This window comes from Paenibacillus sp. V4I7 (assembly GCF_030817275.1).
Taxonomy (GTDB): domain Bacteria; phylum Bacillota; class Bacilli; order Paenibacillales; family NBRC-103111; genus Paenibacillus_E.
In genome coordinates this window covers 8,171,180-8,190,220 of sequence record NZ_JAUSZD010000002.1, presented here as the reverse complement: position 1 = coordinate 8,190,220, position 19,041 = coordinate 8,171,180, and the positions used below count along the sequence as shown (strand labels likewise).

General features: G+C 36.4%; 16 protein-coding genes. 1 reads left to right on the top strand and 15 read right to left on the bottom strand.

The window, feature by feature from the left end; translation table 11 throughout:
* Window positions 1-128: 128 nt before the first annotated feature.
* From QFZ80_RS38345 to galU, 8 genes are all read right to left on the bottom strand, one after another.
* The gene (locus QFZ80_RS38345) at window positions 129-479 is read right to left on the bottom strand and encodes a type II toxin-antitoxin system PemK/MazF family toxin (protein WP_028553893.1); all 351 of its coding nucleotides are present in this window, start codon (window positions 477-479) and stop codon (window positions 129-131) included.
* A 3-nt stretch (window positions 480-482) separates the two neighbouring features.
* Entirely contained in the window at window positions 483-764 is a 282-nt protein-coding gene (locus QFZ80_RS38340) for a CopG family ribbon-helix-helix protein (RefSeq protein ID WP_028553892.1), read from the bottom strand.
* Window positions 765-970: 206 nt separating this feature from the next.
* Window positions 971-2,161: an alanine racemase gene (gene alr, locus QFZ80_RS38335; RefSeq protein ID WP_307563873.1), complete on the bottom strand. Its 1,191-nt coding sequence runs from the start codon at window positions 2,159-2,161 to the stop codon at window positions 971-973.
* An 81-nt stretch (window positions 2,162-2,242) separates the two neighbouring features.
* The gene (locus tag QFZ80_RS38330) at window positions 2,243-3,607 is read right to left on the bottom strand and encodes an SEC-C metal-binding domain-containing protein (RefSeq protein WP_307563871.1); all 1,365 of its coding nucleotides are present in this window, start codon (window positions 3,605-3,607) and stop codon (window positions 2,243-2,245) included.
* 174 nt (window positions 3,608-3,781) lie between these two features.
* The gene (locus QFZ80_RS38325; protein ID WP_307563869.1) at window positions 3,782-4,969 is read right to left on the bottom strand and encodes a LolA family protein; all 1,188 of its coding nucleotides are present in this window, start codon (window positions 4,967-4,969) and stop codon (window positions 3,782-3,784) included.
* Window positions 4,970-5,123: 154 nt separating this feature from the next.
* Complete coding sequence (gene rfbC / locus QFZ80_RS38320) at window positions 5,124-5,669, bottom strand: dTDP-4-dehydrorhamnose 3,5-epimerase (protein WP_307563867.1); 546 nt, start codon at window positions 5,667-5,669, stop codon at window positions 5,124-5,126.
* A 182-nt stretch (window positions 5,670-5,851) separates the two neighbouring features.
* A complete protein-coding gene (locus tag QFZ80_RS38315) occupies window positions 5,852-5,977 on the bottom strand; it encodes a hypothetical protein (RefSeq protein WP_261302619.1) in 126 nt (41 codons plus the stop codon).
* Window positions 5,978-6,115: 138 nt separating this feature from the next.
* A complete protein-coding gene (galU, locus tag QFZ80_RS38310; RefSeq protein ID WP_307563864.1) occupies window positions 6,116-6,982 on the bottom strand; it encodes a UTP--glucose-1-phosphate uridylyltransferase GalU in 867 nt (288 codons plus the stop codon).
* Between the two features lie 139 nt (window positions 6,983-7,121).
* Between galU and QFZ80_RS38305 the strand changes: the two genes are divergently transcribed.
* Window positions 7,122-9,026: an LTA synthase family protein gene (locus QFZ80_RS38305; RefSeq protein ID WP_307563862.1), complete on the top strand. Its 1,905-nt coding sequence runs from the start codon at window positions 7,122-7,124 to the stop codon at window positions 9,024-9,026.
* A 642-nt stretch (window positions 9,027-9,668) separates the two neighbouring features.
* On the opposite strand, the gene QFZ80_RS38300 is transcribed toward QFZ80_RS38305, so the two are convergent.
* The 7 genes from QFZ80_RS38300 to QFZ80_RS38270 all read right to left on the bottom strand — a co-directional run bounded on the left by QFZ80_RS38300 (window position 9,669) and on the right by QFZ80_RS38270 (window position 18,732).
* Window positions 9,669-10,886 carry a stalk domain-containing protein gene (locus tag QFZ80_RS38300; RefSeq protein ID WP_307563860.1) on the bottom strand — a complete coding sequence of 406 codons (1,218 nt, stop codon included), beginning with the start codon at window positions 10,884-10,886 and terminating at the stop codon, window positions 9,669-9,671.
* A gap of 282 nt (window positions 10,887-11,168) precedes the next feature.
* On the bottom strand, window positions 11,169-12,575 hold the full coding sequence (locus QFZ80_RS38295) for an undecaprenyl-phosphate glucose phosphotransferase (RefSeq protein WP_307563858.1): 1,407 nt from the start codon (window positions 12,573-12,575) through the stop codon (window positions 11,169-11,171).
* 45 nt (window positions 12,576-12,620) lie between these two features.
* Window positions 12,621-13,988: a sugar phosphate nucleotidyltransferase gene (locus tag QFZ80_RS38290; protein ID WP_307563856.1), complete on the bottom strand. Its 1,368-nt coding sequence runs from the start codon at window positions 13,986-13,988 to the stop codon at window positions 12,621-12,623.
* Between the two features lie 50 nt (window positions 13,989-14,038).
* A complete protein-coding gene (rfbH, locus tag QFZ80_RS38285; protein ID WP_373460339.1) occupies window positions 14,039-15,553 on the bottom strand; it encodes a lipopolysaccharide biosynthesis protein RfbH in 1,515 nt (504 codons plus the stop codon).
* Between the two features lie 20 nt (window positions 15,554-15,573).
* Window positions 15,574-16,701: a glycosyltransferase family 4 protein gene (locus QFZ80_RS38280; RefSeq protein ID WP_307563852.1), complete on the bottom strand. Its 1,128-nt coding sequence runs from the start codon at window positions 16,699-16,701 to the stop codon at window positions 15,574-15,576.
* Complete coding sequence (locus tag QFZ80_RS38275) at window positions 16,698-17,786, bottom strand: glycosyltransferase family 4 protein (RefSeq protein ID WP_307563850.1); 1,089 nt, start codon at window positions 17,784-17,786, stop codon at window positions 16,698-16,700. Before QFZ80_RS38275 ends, QFZ80_RS38280 begins: the two co-directional genes overlap by 4 nt.
* Entirely contained in the window at window positions 17,767-18,732 is a 966-nt protein-coding gene (locus QFZ80_RS38270) for a hypothetical protein (protein WP_307563848.1), read from the bottom strand. The genes QFZ80_RS38275 and QFZ80_RS38270 overlap by 20 nt, the downstream gene beginning before the upstream one ends.
* Window positions 18,733-19,041 lie beyond the last annotated feature (309 nt).

Here is a 19,041-nt window from a genome sequence, read left to right as displayed (position 1 = left end):
GCCTTAATTTTCAGCTCTTCCGCATTTGCCACAACCAGTTCCCCCACTTCTATTCATTTCTATTCCAATGTATGTATACAAACCAAAAAACGAGGGAACCTTGCACCCTCGTCCGTTCCTGATCCTATTCAAAACTCTATCAGTCCCACACTAATTTGCAAAGCATCGTCAACTTTGCGCATCGTTTCTTCATCCAAATGCGTAATTTTGTCCGTAAGCCGTTGCTTATCGATTGTTCTGATTTGTTCAAGCAGAATCACCGAATCTCTGTCGAAACCATGCGTTTCCGCATCGATTTCCACATGCGTGGGAAGCTTCGCCTTCTGGATTTGAGCTGTAATCGCTGCAACAATCACGGTTGGGCTAAAGCGGTTGCCGATATCATTTTGGATCACTAGAACAGGACGAACCCCTCCCTGCTCCGACCCTACAACCGGCGAAAGATCTGCGAAAAAAACATCACCACGTTTGACAATCACTGCTTACACCCCGCTTACTAAGCGATCAAGCGTACCGTCCGCTTCTTCCTCCGCTTGAAAAGCTTCAGATGCCATGCTGAGATTTATTTTCGCCATCTCCATATACCCACGCTGCATGGATTCGCGTAGACTGCGCTTTTTACGTTCAATTAAATACAGCTTCATTGCCTGGCGAATAAATTCGCTGCGATTGGAATTCTCCTTCTCGACAATACCGTCCACTTCTTGCAACAGATTGTCAGGCAAGCTAATCATGATCCTTTTCGTATTATGCGCATTGCTCACACTCTCGCACCCCCAGAAACGATACAAAGACAATATTACCAGTATGTCTTTCCAAAAACCAATTTATACAATAGATATATGCATTCAGTATATCAAATATGTTACACACTTGGATATAAGATTCCTACTTACATAGTATTCGATAGCCTATTCGGAAAATCCTCTCCATCTAGCACAAAAATAAATGGTAAATTAATCTGTTACTTTTAGTAGCGATGCCGCATGAGAGGATTAATTGCATCTATACGTTTGCCGTCACGCACATACACACGCGCAACACGATGTGAAATCATACAAATAATTTCATAGTTAACAGTACCTAACTGACGAGCTACATCTTCAGCCGTAATGTGCTCTCCGTCTTGCTCCCCGATCACCACAACCTCGTCCAGAGACTGAACATCCGGTACATCCGATACATTGATCATACATTGATCCATACAGATTTTACCGACGATCGGCACTCTTTTGCCCCGAACAAGAACCTCCGCTTTACCCGAAAGCATCCGAGAATACCCATCCGCATACCCAATCGGCAGTGTCCCAATTTGTTCGTGGCCCTTGGTGTGATAAATCGTGCCATAGCTAACTCCAGAGCCTGGAGGCAGCGTTTTAAGATGAACAATCCCTGTTTTGAGACTTAGTACCGGCTTTAACTCTATTTTCGCTTGATCTACATCCTCGGAAGGATACAAGCCATACATCGAAATCCCCAACCGTACCATTGAATACGTCAAACCTGGCAAATCTATGGCCGCCGCGCTATTGCCTGCATGTATATATGGAAACTTAACACCTTTATCCGTAAAATAGCTCACAATTCGCTCAAAACGGTGATACTGCTCCATCGTATAGCTCTTATCTACTTCGTCTGCATTCGCGTAATGCGTGAATAAACCCTCAACTTCCACATTCGGCAGCGTCAACGCTTCCTCAATAAATGGAATAGCATCCTCTTCCGTGTGCAAACCAAGCCGCCCCATGCCAGTATCCAGCTTGATATGGATCTTTAGCTTCTTTTGAAGCGCCCCATCTTTCATTTGCCCCTGATAACAAAGCTTTTCGAGAACATCTCTACTATAGACAGCAATCGTCACATCGAGTTCACGCGCTCTATCAACCCCTTCTGGAGGCGTATAGCCAAGTACCAGAATAGGTGCGGTGATCCCTGCATTCCTTAGCTCCAACGCTTCATCAAAAAACGCCACACCCAAGTAATCCACACCCGCGGCGAGAGCCTCTTTGGATACTTCAACAGCCCCGTGTCCGTACGCATCAGCTTTAACGACTGCCATTTGTTTCATTCCTGCCGGCAGTACCTTCTGAAAACCTTCAATGTTGCTTCGCAGTGCATCTAACGAAATTTCTACCCACGTGGGACGATAAAAAGCATCCACCAGTGCTCACCTCTTTTATCCATTGCAGTAAACCTATGTTAATCCTAATCACGAAAAACTGTCAACCTTACTTTTGCAGGCCTACAAACAACATTTTTTATATTTCTTCCCGCTCCCGCATAGGCAAGGATCATTGCGTCCGATTTTACTTTTAACAGAAACAGCCTTTAGATCATTCATAGAATGGATGACACGAACTACCTCCGGCTTCAACTTAGGTTGAACATTTTCATTAGCAAAATAGCGGAAAACGCGCATTCCCGAATCTTTTATCGTCATGATACGTGGCGTTCTTTGAAAAGCATACTTGATTTCAGACTCCGGCCTAAATTGGGCATTAATCAATTCAAAACGTATCAATACAGATACAACCGAATGAAGAAAAACATCTGCACTCGTGTCAAGCAGCTTCCCAGATTGCCTATTCTTCTTCCATTCTTTTTGCACATCATGCTCGTGACCAACAACCCAACTTGCTAGCACACTCGCAATTGGCTCTCTTAAGACCTGGATCGCTTCAGGATAACCGCCTTCGCCCAATTCCTGCAAATTTCCCCATTCAACTTTATTCCAAAGCGCATCTAATAGTACGACTGCCTGTTCCTTATCTGATAAAGCGAGAAATCTTACGGCCTGATTCGTAACTTCACACTGCTGCTTGCGCTCTGCTATCAACCCTAATGCTTCCGCTGCATAGAAAAAGAACTGAAACAAGGGTTCTTGATCCTGGTTCAATGTCGGTTTGCGAAAAAGATTCCATTGCAGCTTCTCGTCGAGCTCTCTCCAAAACTTCCGTGGCAAATGCTGTCTGGCCGGCGTCAATTTAATATTCTTGGCATCCTGCAAGGAAGCCAGAAACATTTGAAAATCTGCAACGATTTGAGGTACAACTGTCTTTTCATCCATCCATTGTTCAAGCAGATTGTTATCAACCACAATAGCATTCAGTTTTACAGATGCAGATTTAGGCTTTTGCTGAGCCAAGTAAACTTCGATATCATTGGAGTAAAACCACTTCTCCATGGCTTTATCACTTTTCGCATTCGCATATTGATCAAACCGGTCAGCAAAAAACTCCTTATAATGACACACAGCTAATACCTGAATACCCTGCAGAGACGAAATCTTGCCTGTTTGCAGAAGATATTGCGTCCACTTGATGATCGCCGGAAGATAAAAATCGATATCAGACTTCGAACTATTCAGCATCTTGCTAATATAGAAATAACCTAGAAAATCAACAATCGTTTCGCCCTGCAGCTGTTCATAATCCAACCCGTAACGAACAAAATACTCCGTCGTCACAAATCGTATGCTATAAACATACTTTGCTACGGTCTCTGTTTTTAATTTGCCTTCCTCCGTAAGATACTTACCGAACAAGACAATCTCATTTTCCCAGTATTGTTGTCGATCTTCCATTGTTAACTCACCAGTTGTTTTCATCAAAGACACTCCATTATCTATTTACTCCAAAGTTGCATTATACCAAAAAAACTCCCTTTGGGGGGAGTTGGTTAAATCTTCTTGTTCAAGAATTGACTAAAAAAAGGAAAGACACCTGCTCAAATCGCACAGGGCTTCCCTTTTTTAGCTTATATTGGCGTTAAATATTCATTCTTATTTACCAGACTGCCCCTCAGTCGCCATAGCGACTTTGATCATTTCATTCGTAGGCAAATCGCCAGTCGACAATCTGAACTCTACGCCGTCATTCGTCCAAGTGAGCGTCTTTTTCTCATCCCCCGTGAGCACGCCGATCGTGAATCCAAGGTCTACAATGTCGCCTGGTTGCAAGGAAACTGATTTAGCCTGTGGTCTTACCTCGATGAGACTGAAGTTGTACTTCCCTTTGTATCTCAAAAGAACTGCTGCGTCCTCACCAAGCTTCATATCCGTGATATCCTGCTTCACCACATCTTTCGGCAGGTAGGACGGCTCGATGATACCGATACTCTGCGCTTTGCTTGCCGCGGCAGTCGACTTCGTCGTATCCGAACCTGATTTAGTCGCTGTAGCCTTTTGCCCACTTTGGGCTTGGCCTGCCGTTTGATCGGATTGTCCGCCTGTTGCAGACAGATTCTTATCTGTTACAGACTTACCACCCGTTGCTGGGTGATCGGTATCTGTCACGCTAACGTCAGCCATTGTAGGGAGTGTCTGCAAATTCCAGCTGGTCATATTGCGCTCCATTTGGAAATAGTCCTTGTCGAACTTAGCATCGAATTCAAAATTCGTAAAATTCACCTGAACCAACACATTCTTATTCACATCCGACACCTGAACCTGCTTAGGCGCCAGTGTCTTCTTATTCAGCCAAATTTTCTGGCGTGACAGCTGCTCATTTTGATAATTGGCTGCAACATCGAACACATACGCATCATTATCCGTCGTAAATTGGCGATCCTTATCGGCAATTATGCTCTTCGCAAGAGACTGGAACAAGTACACCTGCCCCTGATTCTCCGGCCAATCGCTTTGGAAGCGGAAGCTCTTCTTGAGATGCGGCGTCAGCACGAACACGCCCTCCTCATTACGCAGCACAATCTGCGTCACGTCCTTCCCCGCATTCGTAAGCGAAATACGATAGAAATGATCCGGCGAGTAAGCCACCTCCACCTGATACTCCTGCGGCTGCTGCCCTGTGTTCAAAATCATGCTTCCTGAAGCCTGATAGCTGCCCGACTTGCTGATCACATGATCCAAATCCTTTACAATAGATCCTGCATCCTTTTTGCCCATCCCGCATCCCGCGAGAACCAATGCTAAGCACATCACCACTGCTACTACCCATGTGACCCGGCGCATTCGATCATCCCCTCACTCATGATTAACATCAACATAGTACATGCATATGAGGTGACTTGGCCGATTATGCAGACGAGTTGGGGCTTGGCTAAATAAAGCAAAAAAAATGGCCACTCCAAATGGAATAGCCATTAATGAGCTATTTTGAATGCTGCTAAAAATTGATCTCCGCATCTTTAAGCGACGGGTGCTTCTGATCCTTATCCGATAAAATGGGATTAGCTGTCGGCCAATCAATGCCAATAGCCGGGTCGCTCCATAAGATTCCCCTATCATGGACAGGAGAGTAATACTCATCCACCTTGTATAGCACTTGAGTTTGGGGCTCAGTCGTACAAAACCCATGTGCAAATCCTTGAGGAACAAGAAGTTGACGCTTATTTGCGGCACTGAGAGTGACGCCTACCCATTCACCGAAGGTAGAAGAGTTTTTACGTATATCAACAGCAACATCATAAATAGCACCTGAAACAACCCTAACAAGCTTCGTTTGTGCTTTTGGATTCAACTGATAATGAAGCCCTCGCAAAACTCCAATTTCTACAGATAAAGAATGATTGTCCTGAACAAAAGGAATATCTATTCCATGCTCCGCCAATTTCGTACGATGATAACTCTCCATAAAAAAGCCCCGATGATCCTCATAGACATCAGGTTCAATAATAAATAATCCTGGCAGTTTTGTGGCAATAACATTCATCAGCTAGATCACCTCTGTAACTAACGTATGCATGTAATATCGAATTGCCTCTAGCTCGTGCCGTCAATAGCTTGCGCAATATAGAAATTCAACTTCCAGATTCGGACATTTTCAAAACAATAAAAAGAGACTGCTTGGAGCTATTATTAGCCTCAGCAGCCTCTTCATTTATGAATTACGGTTTACCACATATACACAACACCGGCAATAATGGCCGCCCAGATCAGGGAGCCGAACACAACACCAACAATCAACCCTTTGCCAACCGACAAATGATCATCCTGGTAAGCGTCTTCATGATCGATCATAAGAATAACCTCCCCGCATACTAAGTATATGCATAGTATGGGGAAGATGTTGACGAATCATGCGGTTAATATGAAAAAATTTTGTTAGTCTGCTATTCATACTGTGCTGCTTAGATTTTTTGATTATCCCAATTCTTTTTATGATGTTACAATCTGTTTTAAGTATTTTAGCAAATCCTCTTTTAATTCTTCGCGTTCCAAAGCAAAATCAATGGTTGTCTTTATAAATCCTAACTTTTCTCCAACATCATATCTTGTCCCAACAAAATCATAGGCGTAAATATCCTCGGTTTGATTTAATTCGGATATTGCATCGGTTAACTGAATTTCGCCGCCACGCCCTGTTTGAGTAGTTTCTAAGATACTAAATATTTTAGGCGTAAGAATGTACCTCCCCATAATAGCTAGATTGGACTGGGTAATATTGTTAGTAGGTTTTTCAAATAATTTATTTGCTTTATAAACCCGTTCACTCAATTCCATAGCCTCAACAATCCCATATCGAGATCTTTCTTCGTCACTTACTTGTTTTACTCCAATTACAGAGGATTTGTAATCGTAAAAAAGATCTATTAACTGCTTCATACAGGGCGTCTCAGAAACAACAATATCATCACCAAGAAGAACGGCAAAGGGTTCATCTCCAATAAACTTCCGCGCACACCATATTGCATGCCCAAGTCCCTTTGGTTCCTTCTGTCTAATGTAATGAATATCTACAAGCTTTGAAGATTTTTGAACTTCATCTAACAAATTAAATTTTCCTTTATCAAACAAGTTCTGTTCTAATTCAAAATAGTTATCGAAGTGATCCTCAATGGCTCTTTTCCCTCTACCAGTAACAATAATTATATCTTCAATTCCGGATGCTACTGCTTCTTCAACAATGTATTGAATAGTAGGTTTGTCTACAATAGGTAGCATTTCTTTAGGCATTGCTTTAGTTGCAGGAAGGAATCTTGTCCCTAATCCAGCGGCTGGAATAATTGCTTTTTTAACCTTCATATTTTACCTCTGTCAAATATATTTTTTCCTTACCCACTATATCACAGTTAATTAATTATATTAATTAATTATAGCATTTTTCATTATTCTGCATTAAGATGAGTTAAATTAAAACATATCTAAAAGGAGTATTACTTTCATGAAGCACATAGACATTAGAAAAATTATCAACTTCTTTTTTATGAAAGGCGATGTATTACTTTTTGTAATGATTATAACTACTAAGCTATATTTATTTAACCACTTTGCTAGTTTGCCTCTAACATCAAAGGCAATAATTCTTTCAATCTGCGGTGTTTTATTAGTCTGTTCATTACTAAATATGCTAGATAATAAATATAGGTTAATTAGTTTATATCTGTTAAATGTATTTTTCTCTCTAATTTTACTATTAGATCTAATCTATTTGCATTACTTTGAAGACGTTACATCTTTATCACTTTTTTCTCAAGTTGGACAATTAGGTGAACTCGGAGGAAGTATAAAAAATTTATATCAAGCTAAGTACACTGTTCTTTTATTTGATTTATTCATTGAGTTAATTCTAATACTGAGGTTTTCTAGGCTAATTGAAAATTTTTATGCGAATAGATATAAACCTAATATCAAAATAAATGCTCTCTTAAGCTTAATAATTATTATCTTTTGTGGAGCAATGTTCGGAATGAAAGTTTATAATCTTGAAAAAAGAGGTGAAATGTTACTAAAATCAAGAATATCTAATTTAGCCTTGGTAGATGCATTCGGAATTTACAGTTACCATGCAATCGATATTTATTCTTATTTGGAAACTAACATAATAAATAAACCTAAAGTAACACAAAAAGATATTGCATCGATCAATGAATGGTTTCATAACAATAAAAAGAACCAATCTAATAATTCTCTTTTTGGTGTTGATAAAGGTAAAAACGTGATTCTAATTCAAGAAGAATCTCTTCAAGAATTTGTTGTTAATTTTTCATATAAAGGACAGGAGATCACTCCTAACCTTAATAATTTAATCAAGGATAGTGCTTATTTTAACCGTTTTTACGATCAAACTAGTCAGGGTCGTACTTCTGATGCGGAGTTTACTGCTTTAAATTCATTATATACTTCCCCATATTCAGGAAGTGTGAACTTTCATTTTCCTAAGAATGACTTTGATACTCTTGTTAAGAGACTCAATAATCAAAACTACAGTTCTCTTTCAGCACATCCATTTAGGGGAAGCTTTTGGAATCGTGCTCCTATGCACAAAAGTTATGGATTTCAAAAGAGTTTATTTGAAAAGGATTTTGATTTAAAATCTGGCGATTTGATTGGATGGGGACTATCTGACAGATCTTTTCTCCTCCAATCATCTCAATATTTAGAACAATTACCTAAGCCATTTTTTTCATTTCTGATTACGTTAACAAACCATCATCCATATGATCATATTCCACTTATTGAACAAGAACTATCACTTGGCGAATTAAATGAAACATTGGTTGGGAATTACTTGCATTCAGTTCATTTTGCTGATAAAGCATTAGGTCAATTCATTGAAAAACTAAAAAAAGACGGGCTTTATGATACAAGTATCATAGCTTTATATGGAGACCATGATTCCGGCATTCCAGATTCAGAACTAGCCAAAATAGGTTTAAAGCCTAAAAATACGAGATATTATGACAAGGTGCCCTTCCTTATTCACTCATCTAAACTATCGAAAGAAAACTTGGAATCTTTTACTTCACAGGTTGCGGGACATCTTGATATTACCCCAACATTACTCTATCTACTTGGTATATCGACAGAAGATTCACACTTTATGGGGGATAATCTATTTGATACTAATAGTAAGAAGATAGTGGTATTTAGAGATAATTCTTTCATAACTAATACTTCCTTTTTTATAACAAACAAGAATTTTGATAGCGGAACTTGTTATGATAAAGAAAACAATGTTATTGATACTATGAAATGTGAACCTAATTTTATACAAGCAAAGAAACGTTTAGAAATCTCCGACTTGATTTTAAAAACTAACCTATTGACCCAACTAGATAACAAATAACCCCTAGTATGAGGTCAAGACCCCTTTTAGTGGACATTTAAAAATACCTATGTAGCAAGCTCTCGTCGGTACTTAACCAGCGTCAGCTTGTTTAGTTTTTCTTCGTTCTCTTTCCTCGTTTTAAAAGCGAATGTATATCTCAATTCTCCTTTGAGCTTCCTTATTGCTTCATATATCATAGGGATAGAGAACTTCTACTTTCAAATGAGATGAAAAGCTTTCCATAGCTGCAATTATAATAACAATTGCCCTTTGCCATGCATTCTGATTTGGACGCCAACTTTCGGCAGCATGCCGTGATAAGTAAGGGACTAGTATTGGCTCCATTGTATCGCTATGAACGATCAGTCCAATCAAATCATTCAAATCCTTAAAGTCAACGTAGCTCACATTCAGACGCCGTCTTCAGACGATGAGGATTCCCGCGGTTATCTTATAAAACGACGCTTCTCCCCTTCTACTTTACTCTTCACCCACGTCTTAACACGGCCTTAATCCTGAATTCCAAAATATTCCGTTTCTTCCGATAACTGCAAATTTAAAAATACACCCCTTAGAATTCTATCAGATTAACCATAGGGTTTTTCCAATGTCTATTCTAAAGGGTGCATCAAAGATTACTACACTCTAAAAGCACTTCAATTATTCAATACTTATTAATCGCTTTTCTTCATTCCAATTTAATTTTTCACCTAATACTTCACTATAAAACCTTAATGGCAGCATTGTGATTCCATCTTTAATAAAACCGGGATATGGTAAATCAACTAATTTATTGTTCACATTTATTAACTTATCTCCAATGACGTATTCTATTTTAACTTCATTAGTTCGTGAGGTAACTAACATTCTTTCACTATCCCAGTCTATTTGAGCCCCGTTAATTTCTAATAGTTTACGCATAGGTACAAAAGTAGTCCCATTAATAATTATTGGGTTTATTTCAAATTCTAACGGTTTCCCTTTGTATGTAATCAAGGGAGTGTTTGTTGGTTCTATTTTTTTAATTACATTTAGATCCTCATTATATATAAAATCAGTATAAAACCCAGCTACACCAAAACTCTTTTGTTTCCTAATTTCCTCTACATTGTTTGTTGTATGGGTATAAGTCTTAACTCCTTCTAACAATAATCTAGAGACAAAATCAGGGTTTGCTCTCGTTGTCCACATTGTAACAACATCAATTCTTTTATTTTTGACAAAATCAACAACTTGATTATCTGTATCATCTGAAGAGTACAATGTATAGATCATTGACTTGAATCGATAAACATTGTCTATCCATCCGAGCATTTCTTGGTTATATATCTGAGGGACAATACGATCAAGAACTTCTGGATCGATACCTTTAGTCATCTCTACTATATTAGAGAATTGCTTAACAACCATATTTTTATCAACATATTTGGTATCAGTGATTAATAACATATCTGGGTGATCTACCATGAACTTAATTATTTCCTCGAGGCTTAAATGTTGATACTTTCTCATGATTGTCATATTTGAGAACTCTTTGTAAGAGATAGGCTTTCCTATTTTTTCTACAGGGAACACATCTTCTTGCTGAAGGTATGTAATATAATCTTTCTCCCAACCATGTCTAGCAACCATGATTCCATCTTCTGTTAACATAAAATCAACCTCAAATAATCGCTGTCCCTTTTGATAATTATATAGCAATGCATCCTTAGAGTTTGTATACGTATTTCCATCAATACCACCCAATGCATGAGCTATAAGCGAGTATTTCTCAAACCATTTTTGTTGGAAAGTCGATTCCTGTGCAAAAGATAGTGTCACAGTATTTATTAATAATAATATAGAAAAGAAAATGCTAAATAAAAATTTTTTTCTCATATTTTCTCCAAAAATTGAATCTATTGATGTCAACTTAAACAGAATTTAAACCTCCTATCACAATTAACTGCTTTTTAGTTTGAATTGCAGGAACCAATATTTCCTTACCTACTGATCCTAAATGTGTTTCAATAATGTAACGTGGTCTTTGTTTAACTTCTTTGTATATCTTACCAATATATTATATTTGCAACATATTGCAACAAATTTCACGAGAAAAGAACTAGCTAAACAAGCTGACCCATAAATTATAGACGTCAGCTTGCGAAGATCTTTATTGAACTAGTATGCATTCTTATTCACAAATCCGTTAATTACAGTTTTTACTATAATTTTTAGATCTAGGATAAAACTCCAGTTTTCAATATAGAATATATCGTGATTAATTCTATCTTCTATCGATGTATCCCCGCGTAAACCATTACTTTGTGCCCAACCTGTAATCCCTGGACGAATATGATGTTTCACCATATATTTCGGTATTTCTTCTTTAAATTGTTCCACAAAGTGTGGACGTTCCGGACGTGGACCTACCACACTCATATGGCCAAATAACACATTAAAAAATTGTGGCAATTCATCTAAGCTTGTTTTTCTTATCAATGCACCGAATTTCGTTTTTCTAGGGTCGTCCTTAATAGTCCATTGTGTGTCTGAAACTCCCTGAGACAGTATTCTCATTGAACGAAATTTATACATCATAAAGTTTCGACGATTAAGTCCAACCCTTTCCTGTTTAAATATAATTGGCCCTGGGGACGTTACCTTCACACCAATGGCAATAATAATTAATAATGGCAACATCATTAATATTGCTGAAAAGGAGAATACTATATCGAAGCATCGTTTTAAAATTTGATTCCTTATTTCATCAAGTGGTACATCTCTAACATTAATTAGTGGCATTCCTGCAAAATTATCAAAACGAGGTTTTGCAGGCAAAAAATCGAAAAAGTCTGGAATTATTAATACTCTTACACCATATTTTTCACAAATGCTAATAATTTTGTCGTATTTTTGATAAGCAATGAGAGGCAATGCAATAGTAACTTCATCCACAAGGTTATTCTTAAGTATATTTTCCAAATCATCTACTTTTCCTAATATCGATTGATATATTTTGTTTTCAGTGTTATGTTCTTCTTGAAAATCATCAAGAAATCCTACAACTTTAAAACCCATTTCAGGATGTTGAATAATATTATCATAAAATTTACGTCCTAGTGTACCTGCACCAAGAATAAGAATAAACTGATGATTAAAACCTTTTTTTCTTATTTCCCTTAAAATACTTTTAACTATGTAGCGATAGGCTACAACAAGTATTATATTGACAATAAGAAAAATCGCAAGAAAATGCCGTGATATATCAACTACTTTAAAAACGTAGAGAAAACTAAGCAATATGATCAAACTAACTAAGTGAACTTGAATAACCCGAACAGTTTCTTGAGAGAAGCTTTTCTTTCTTTTAGGAGAATATAGTGTGAAAAAGTACCCCAACCCTGTTGCTATAAAACCATAAACAAAACTCCATGGAAAATAAGTTTCAAAGGATAAAGGATTCTCATATGGAATTAGTCCACTATGGAACTTTATCCACCATGAAATCAGAAATGATATTTCCACACAAATTAAATCTGATAAAGAATACACTTGAGTTAAAAACCTATCATTAGAACGAATCATATGTACCTCCTTTATCACTAATCTAAAATATATTAAATTAAGAAATTAAGTCATACAATACTTCATTGTATCTTCCCAATTCAAACTTATTCTAATGATGTCTTCATCAATTAGTTCAGTACCTGTTTGTATTTCAATTAATTCTATATCAGTTGTTGCCTTAATTCCATGCTTAGCTCCTGCAGGTATCTGAAGTACATCACCTGATTTGATTGGACTTATTACACCATTTAGTGCAAATAGTCCTTCTCCGCTAATTATGGTCCAGACTTCTTTTCTTTTTTGATGTACTTGATAACTTAAATTATTACCCTCAAGAATGCCAATGCGTTTTGTTAAAACCTCTCTACCTTCCTTGGCTTTAGTATAGTCTAATATCTTATACCAACCCCATGGTTTTTCTTCATACATAGGTCTTTCATCAAAATTAATTGCTAAATCTTTAATTCTTGGACTAGCAACCTTATCACTAACTAATATACCGTCAGGACTAGCGGCAACAATTACGTTAGGTAATCCAAGCACTGTAATGGGAATATTAAGTTCATTAATCAGATGAGTATTGGTTGAATCTTCACTTATTATACCATTTCCAATTAAATTCGCACCCATCTCTTCAGTTAAAGTGTTCCATGTACCCAAGTCTTTCCAATATCCATCATATGATAATGCAACTATATTTTTTGCTTTTTCAACAACCTCATAATCGAAACTTATTTTGGGCAATTCGTTATAATTTAATAATAATTCATCATATTGAATAGGAAGCCCTTTTTCCTTTATTATTGAAATTACAAAGCCAAGCTTAAAGGCAAACACACCACAATTCCAAAGTGCTTTTTGAGCGATTAGTTGTTTAGCTTGTTCTTCATTTGGCTTTTCTTTAAAATGACTGACTCTGATAAACAAATCGTTTTCCAAAGGACTTGATGGTACAATATAACCGTATTTTTCCGATGCGAAAGTAGGAGTTACCCCCAATAAAGCAAGATTAGATTCTGAAGAATGTAAAAGAATTTCCAGTTTCTTAATTTTATCAAAAAAATCTTTTTCGACATAAGGATCTACTGGTAAAACTGCAACAACTTCATCCAAACTTATACCTTGATTTGAGTATAAGTAAGCCGCTGCTAAAGCAATAGCTGGAAATGTATCTCTTCTCTCCGGTTCAACTATAATTGGAATATTAATACCTAACTGACTGTGAATCATATCTAATTGAGATTTACTTGTTGTTAAAAGTGTCGAATCTGCCATCCCAACTGCTTCGATTTGATTCCACACTCTTTGTACCATAGATTCCAGTAGACCTTCATTATTTCTTAATACTTTAAGAAATTGTTTAGATCGAGAATCGTTTGATAGAGGCCATAATCGTTTGCCTGATCCACCCGATAATAACACTAGCTTCATTAATTAATACACATCCTCACCAATTGAAGCAGGTGCTCCTTTAAATTTTTTTATAATTTAGCGTAACTAATTGCATCAATTATTGTTTTACTCATATAATCGATCATCTCGTCAGTTAATCCAGGATAAACACCAACTAAGAATGTATCATACATAATCTTATCGGTATTTGTAAGCTTGCTTGCCAACCGATACTCAACACCATCAAAAGCGGGTTGTTTAATGAGATTCCCAGCGAATAACATTCTAGTTTGAATTCGATTTTTCTCCAAGTATTCAGTCATTTTGTTTCGAGAAAGACTAGCTCCGTCCCTTACTGTTAAAATAAATCCAAACCAGCTTGGTATGCTGTTCTCGGTAGCCTCTGGTAAAATCAACATATCTTCAATACACTTGAGACCGGCTTTTAAACGATCAAAATTACTTATTCTTTTCTCGATGAAATATGGAAGTTTATTCAGTTGTTCTAGACCAATAGCTGCTTGCATATCAGTAACTTTCAAGTTATAACCAACATGAGAGTAAGTATACTTATGATCATAACCTTGTGGTAGCTGGCCAAGTTGCCAATCAAATCTCTTATTGCAAGTATTATCGCAGCCAGAAGGACACCAGCAATCGCGTCCCCAATCTCTGAAGGATTCGATTGCTAATTTTAATAATGGATGATTAGTATAAACAGCGCCACCTTCGCCCATAGTCATATGATGTGGCGGGTAAAAACTTGAAGTTCCTATATGTCCAAACGTACCTGTTAACTTGCCATTATACAATGAACCTAGAGCATCGCAGTTATCTTCTACTACCCATAAGTTATATTTCTCTGCAATTTCCATAACAGCAGATAAATTAAATGGATTTCCCATCGTATGAGCAATCATAATAGCTTTAGTTTTCGGTGATATTGCTTGCTCAATTTGATCAACAGAGATATTATAAGTTCCTAAATCAACATCAACAAATACGGGTATTAATTTATTTTGAACGATTGGTGCTACCGTTGTTGGAAAACCTGCGGCTACTGTGATGACTTCATCACCCGGTAACAATCGCTTGTCTCCGAGTTTGGGAGATGTAAGAGCAGAAACAGCAAGTAAGTTAGCTGAGGAGCCAGAATTGGTTAGGAGCGCATATCTAACACCTAAATATGCGGCGAAGTCTGTCTCGAATTTTTTGCTAAATCGACCAGATGTTAACCAAAAATCTAGAGATGCATCAATAAGAGAAACCATTTCTTTGCTGTCGTATACTTTACCTGCATAACTTAGATTAGATATCTCTGGGTCAAACGAATCCTTTTGGTGAAAAAGGTCATGAAACTCTTCAACTTTATCAAAAATAATGCTACGTTTAGCCGAATTCATCTGTGATTTATCTAGCCTTCCAACAATTTCATACCTTACCAATGATAATTCATCGTAACTCCATTCCTCTTTTTGGAATGAATCGATAGAATAATTTGTTACTTCAAGTTTACAAGAAACAGTTGTAATATATTTCTTACTTTTATCTATAACAGCAACTAATTTATCTTCAATCTTAAGCACTGCTCCTAAATCTAACAATATCAACACTCCTCTTTATATTAACTACACTGAAATTCTTTAAGCTTGGCTGAAACAAAACTTCTAATTTCATCTTTAAAACGCTCTGGAGAAAACCGAAGAGAGTTATTTCGGCAATTGTTTGGGGTAATAATATGACCTTCCTTTTCAAAAAAATTAACAGCATCTATTAAGCTTTGCACTGTTTGTTCTTTATAAAATAATCCAGTAGGATTATCTTCCCCAATATTACGAATGGTTTCCAATGATCCACCTTTACCATAAGCAATTACCGGAGTCCCACATGCCTGTGCTTCAACTGGAATGATTCCAAAATCCTCTTCTGCTGCAAAAACAAATGCCTTGGCTCGTTGCATATGATCTCTAAGAATTTCAAAGGTTTGATATCCTAATAGTGTTACATTCCTACCTGCTTTCTCTTTAATCTTATTAAATTCCGGTCCATCACCAATAACCAACAGTTTCTTGTCCGGCATTTTAGTGAACGCTTCTACTATCATATCTATTCTTTTGTATGGGACCATTCTTGAAGCAGTGAAATAAAAATCTTCCTTTGTTTCGCACATTATAAAACTATTTATATCAACAGGTGGGTAAATCACAGATGATTCTCTTCGATAAAACTTATATATTCGTTTAGATATAAATCTAGAGTTTGCTATAAATTCATCTACACTGTTAGCTGTTCTATAATCCCATAGGCGCATTTTGTGCAAAATCCATTTTGCAATCATACCCTTCATACCTTTATTTAAACCGGATTCTGTCAAGTATTGGTGTTGTAAATCCCACGCATAACGTATTGGTGAGTGTACATATGAAACGTGGAGTTGATTAGGTCCAGTAATAACGCCTTTTGCTACAGCATGTGAACTAGAGAGTATTAAATCATATTGTGATAAATCAAATTGTTCTACTGCAATTGGCATAAGAGGTAAATACTGTCGAAACTTTTTCTTAGCAAATGGAAGTCTTTGAATAAAGGAAGTAGTAACAACTTTATTCATGATAAAACTACGCTTATTAGACGGTAGAAAGTCAACCACACTATACAAATTTGCCTCAGGGAATATTTCCAGTAGCTGTTCTACTACTCTTTCCGATCCAGCATAGGTATCAAGCCATTCATGTACTATTGCAACCTTCACGAAGAAAGAACCCCCTCAATTACACCTATCGTTTCTTTTGCAGATTTATCCCATAGAAATTGCCTTGCACGAGAAAGTCCCTTTTGCACAATATCATTTCTTAGATCATCATTATTTAATAACATCTCTATTTTACTTGCAATATCCTGAGGATTAAAAGGATCGAAATACAACGCTGCACTATCGCAAATTTCCGGTATTGATGCAGCTTTTGATACTATTGTAGGGCAACCACAAGCCATTGCCTCAATGGGAGGAAGGCCAAAACCTTCATATATCGATGGAAAAACAAGCGCTTCTGCGTGAACATAATACTGTTTTAATTCATCATCAGTGATATAGCCTGTAAATTTTACTCTATCGCCCATTGTACTAGCCATATGTGCTATTTCATCGTCTCCTGTTATGAAGCCATCCTTTTTCCCAACAATTATAATATCATGTTTGATTTTTTCTTTAATTATATCAAACCCTTTAAGTAATGCCTTTAAATTTTTGTGTGGTTTCACATTACCTACATATAGTAGATAAGGTTTATTATTTGGAAACTCCTCTTTTGATATATGAAACCATTCCTCTTGTACACCATTATGAATAGTGCTTACTTTATTAACATCAAGTTTAAGATAATGTTGGAGTTCTTTTTGCGTGAAATTAGACGGTGTTATAATATGAGCTGCTTTCTTAGATAAAGTATTGTACATAAATCTTGCGTATAATTGCTTATGGAGGCCTCCTACTAATTGAGGATTTGCCAGAAAAAATGCATCGTGTACCGTCACTAACAATTTACCTCTAAACATCAATGGAATATTGATATGAGGACTCCAAAAGAGATCAGTTTGACTAGGAATCTTTCTCAATAGCTCTATTTGTTCTGTTAATGTGTAGATATTACTTGTACAATTAATAATATTGATATTTTTTCTTCTGGACCACGAGTATTCCTGTAATTCTTCGTTATTACCCAATAAGTTAATATTAAGATCAGTTAATACTTCTGCTACAGAGGGAACTAAATTCCGTAGATATGTTCCAATCCCAGAGTGGTGTAACATCCTAATATCAATTGTTAGTGTTGACATAGCTTACCTCCCGCTTAGCCGCGAAATAAACAGCGGAAAGAATTGCAATATGAAGCCATAAATAAGGCCTAAGTATATTTTGATTGAATTGTAAGATAACTAAAATAAAAATCAGTGAATAAACCATGCCTCGTAATATTATTTTCATTTCAGTATTCGAAATTCTTATAGCTAATTTTAGAGGTAAAATAATAAGACTACCGATGTATATTGCAAATGGAATAAAACCAATTATTCCACTTGCGGCTAATACCTCTCCAAAAACCGACATTCCTTCGTTACTTTTCGCCAATTCCAGGTTATTAACATCAATACCTCTCAAATTCCCTATAGCCCAAGCTATTCCACCTAGGCTATATCCCCAGATAGGGCTTTCCAAAAATATTTTAATTGTATCAGCCAATTCTTTAGATCTAATATCTACGGAATGACTTGAAGTATTACCAATTCCGATTCCATTCATCAAAAAAAGTACTTTATTTACCCCAACTACATAAACAACGGTGAAAATTGTAATCACAGATAATAAACAGAGCCATAATGTGTAATTCAAATACTTTTTATTAACTTTTGTATTAATAATTCTCCATAAAAAAAGTAATGGAAACTGTGAAAACCAAAATACCATCATTATCCATCCCATTCTGGAAGATGATAAGATCATTACAGTTGTCTCTAATAAAAATATAACTGTAAGATGAGACATTTTTACTAAAGAACTTTTGGTCTGAAGCAAATAAGCGGTTAATACCCATCCCAAAATCATATATGTCGCAAAATAGGAAGGCTCATAGGAGAAAGCATTAATCCTAGGTAATACATCAGGAATCCACCATTGTAAAACAAGAAATGGTTTGAAATGTAATATAGGCATGAAGAATTGGATTAACCCACAAATGGAAATAAAGGGGAATGAATAAAGATAAACTTTTATTAATTTTTTCATCTTATTCTCATCACCAAAGAAATGAACAGTTACCAATATTATTAAAATATTAAAAATTTAACCAAATACCATACCCTATATTTCTAGACATCAATGGTGTGTTTGGAATAAATATAATAACAAATAATGTCCATATTAATAATGATGTAATACCTAATGGGACTGTTATTGTCCCTTTAAGAAAGATATTTAATATGTAAAATATCATAGGGATAATCAAGCATAGTTGAGCTGCTCTAAAATTGAAACCAATATTAATTACTAAAAAAACATCAAATGAAATAGTGAAAATAACTAGATAAAACATCA

Excerpts from the sequence above, each read along its gene's own strand:
- QFZ80_RS38330 (WP_307563871.1), bottom strand. The coding sequence starts at position 3,607 with ATGAAAACAACTGGTGAGTTAACAATGGAAGATCGACAACAATACTGG.
- QFZ80_RS38275 (WP_307563850.1), bottom strand. The coding sequence starts at position 17,786 with ATGTCAACACTAACAATTGATATTAGGATGTTACACCACTCTGGGATT.
- QFZ80_RS38315 (WP_261302619.1), bottom strand. The coding sequence starts at position 5,977 with ATGATCGATCATGAAGACGCTTACCAGGATGATCATTTGTCGGTTGGC.
- QFZ80_RS38270 (WP_307563848.1), bottom strand. The coding sequence starts at position 18,732 with ATGAAAAAATTAATAAAAGTTTATCTTTATTCATTCCCCTTTATTTCC.
- QFZ80_RS38300 (WP_307563860.1), bottom strand. The coding sequence starts at position 10,886 with ATGAGAAAAAAATTTTTATTTAGCATTTTCTTTTCTATATTATTATTA.
- QFZ80_RS38325 (WP_307563869.1), bottom strand. The coding sequence starts at position 4,969 with ATGCGCCGGGTCACATGGGTAGTAGCAGTGGTGATGTGCTTAGCATTG.
- galU (WP_307563864.1), bottom strand. The coding sequence starts at position 6,982 with ATGAAGGTTAAAAAAGCAATTATTCCAGCCGCTGGATTAGGGACAAGA.
- QFZ80_RS38290 (WP_307563856.1), bottom strand. The coding sequence starts at position 13,988 with ATGAAGCTAGTGTTATTATCGGGTGGATCAGGCAAACGATTATGGCCT.
- QFZ80_RS38295 (WP_307563858.1), bottom strand. The coding sequence starts at position 12,575 with ATGATTCGTTCTAATGATAGGTTTTTAACTCAAGTGTATTCTTTATCA.
- rfbC (WP_307563867.1), bottom strand. The coding sequence starts at position 5,669 with ATGAATGTTATTGCCACAAAACTGCCAGGATTATTTATTATTGAACCT.
- QFZ80_RS38305 (WP_307563862.1), top strand. The coding sequence starts at position 7,122 with ATGAAGCACATAGACATTAGAAAAATTATCAACTTCTTTTTTATGAAA.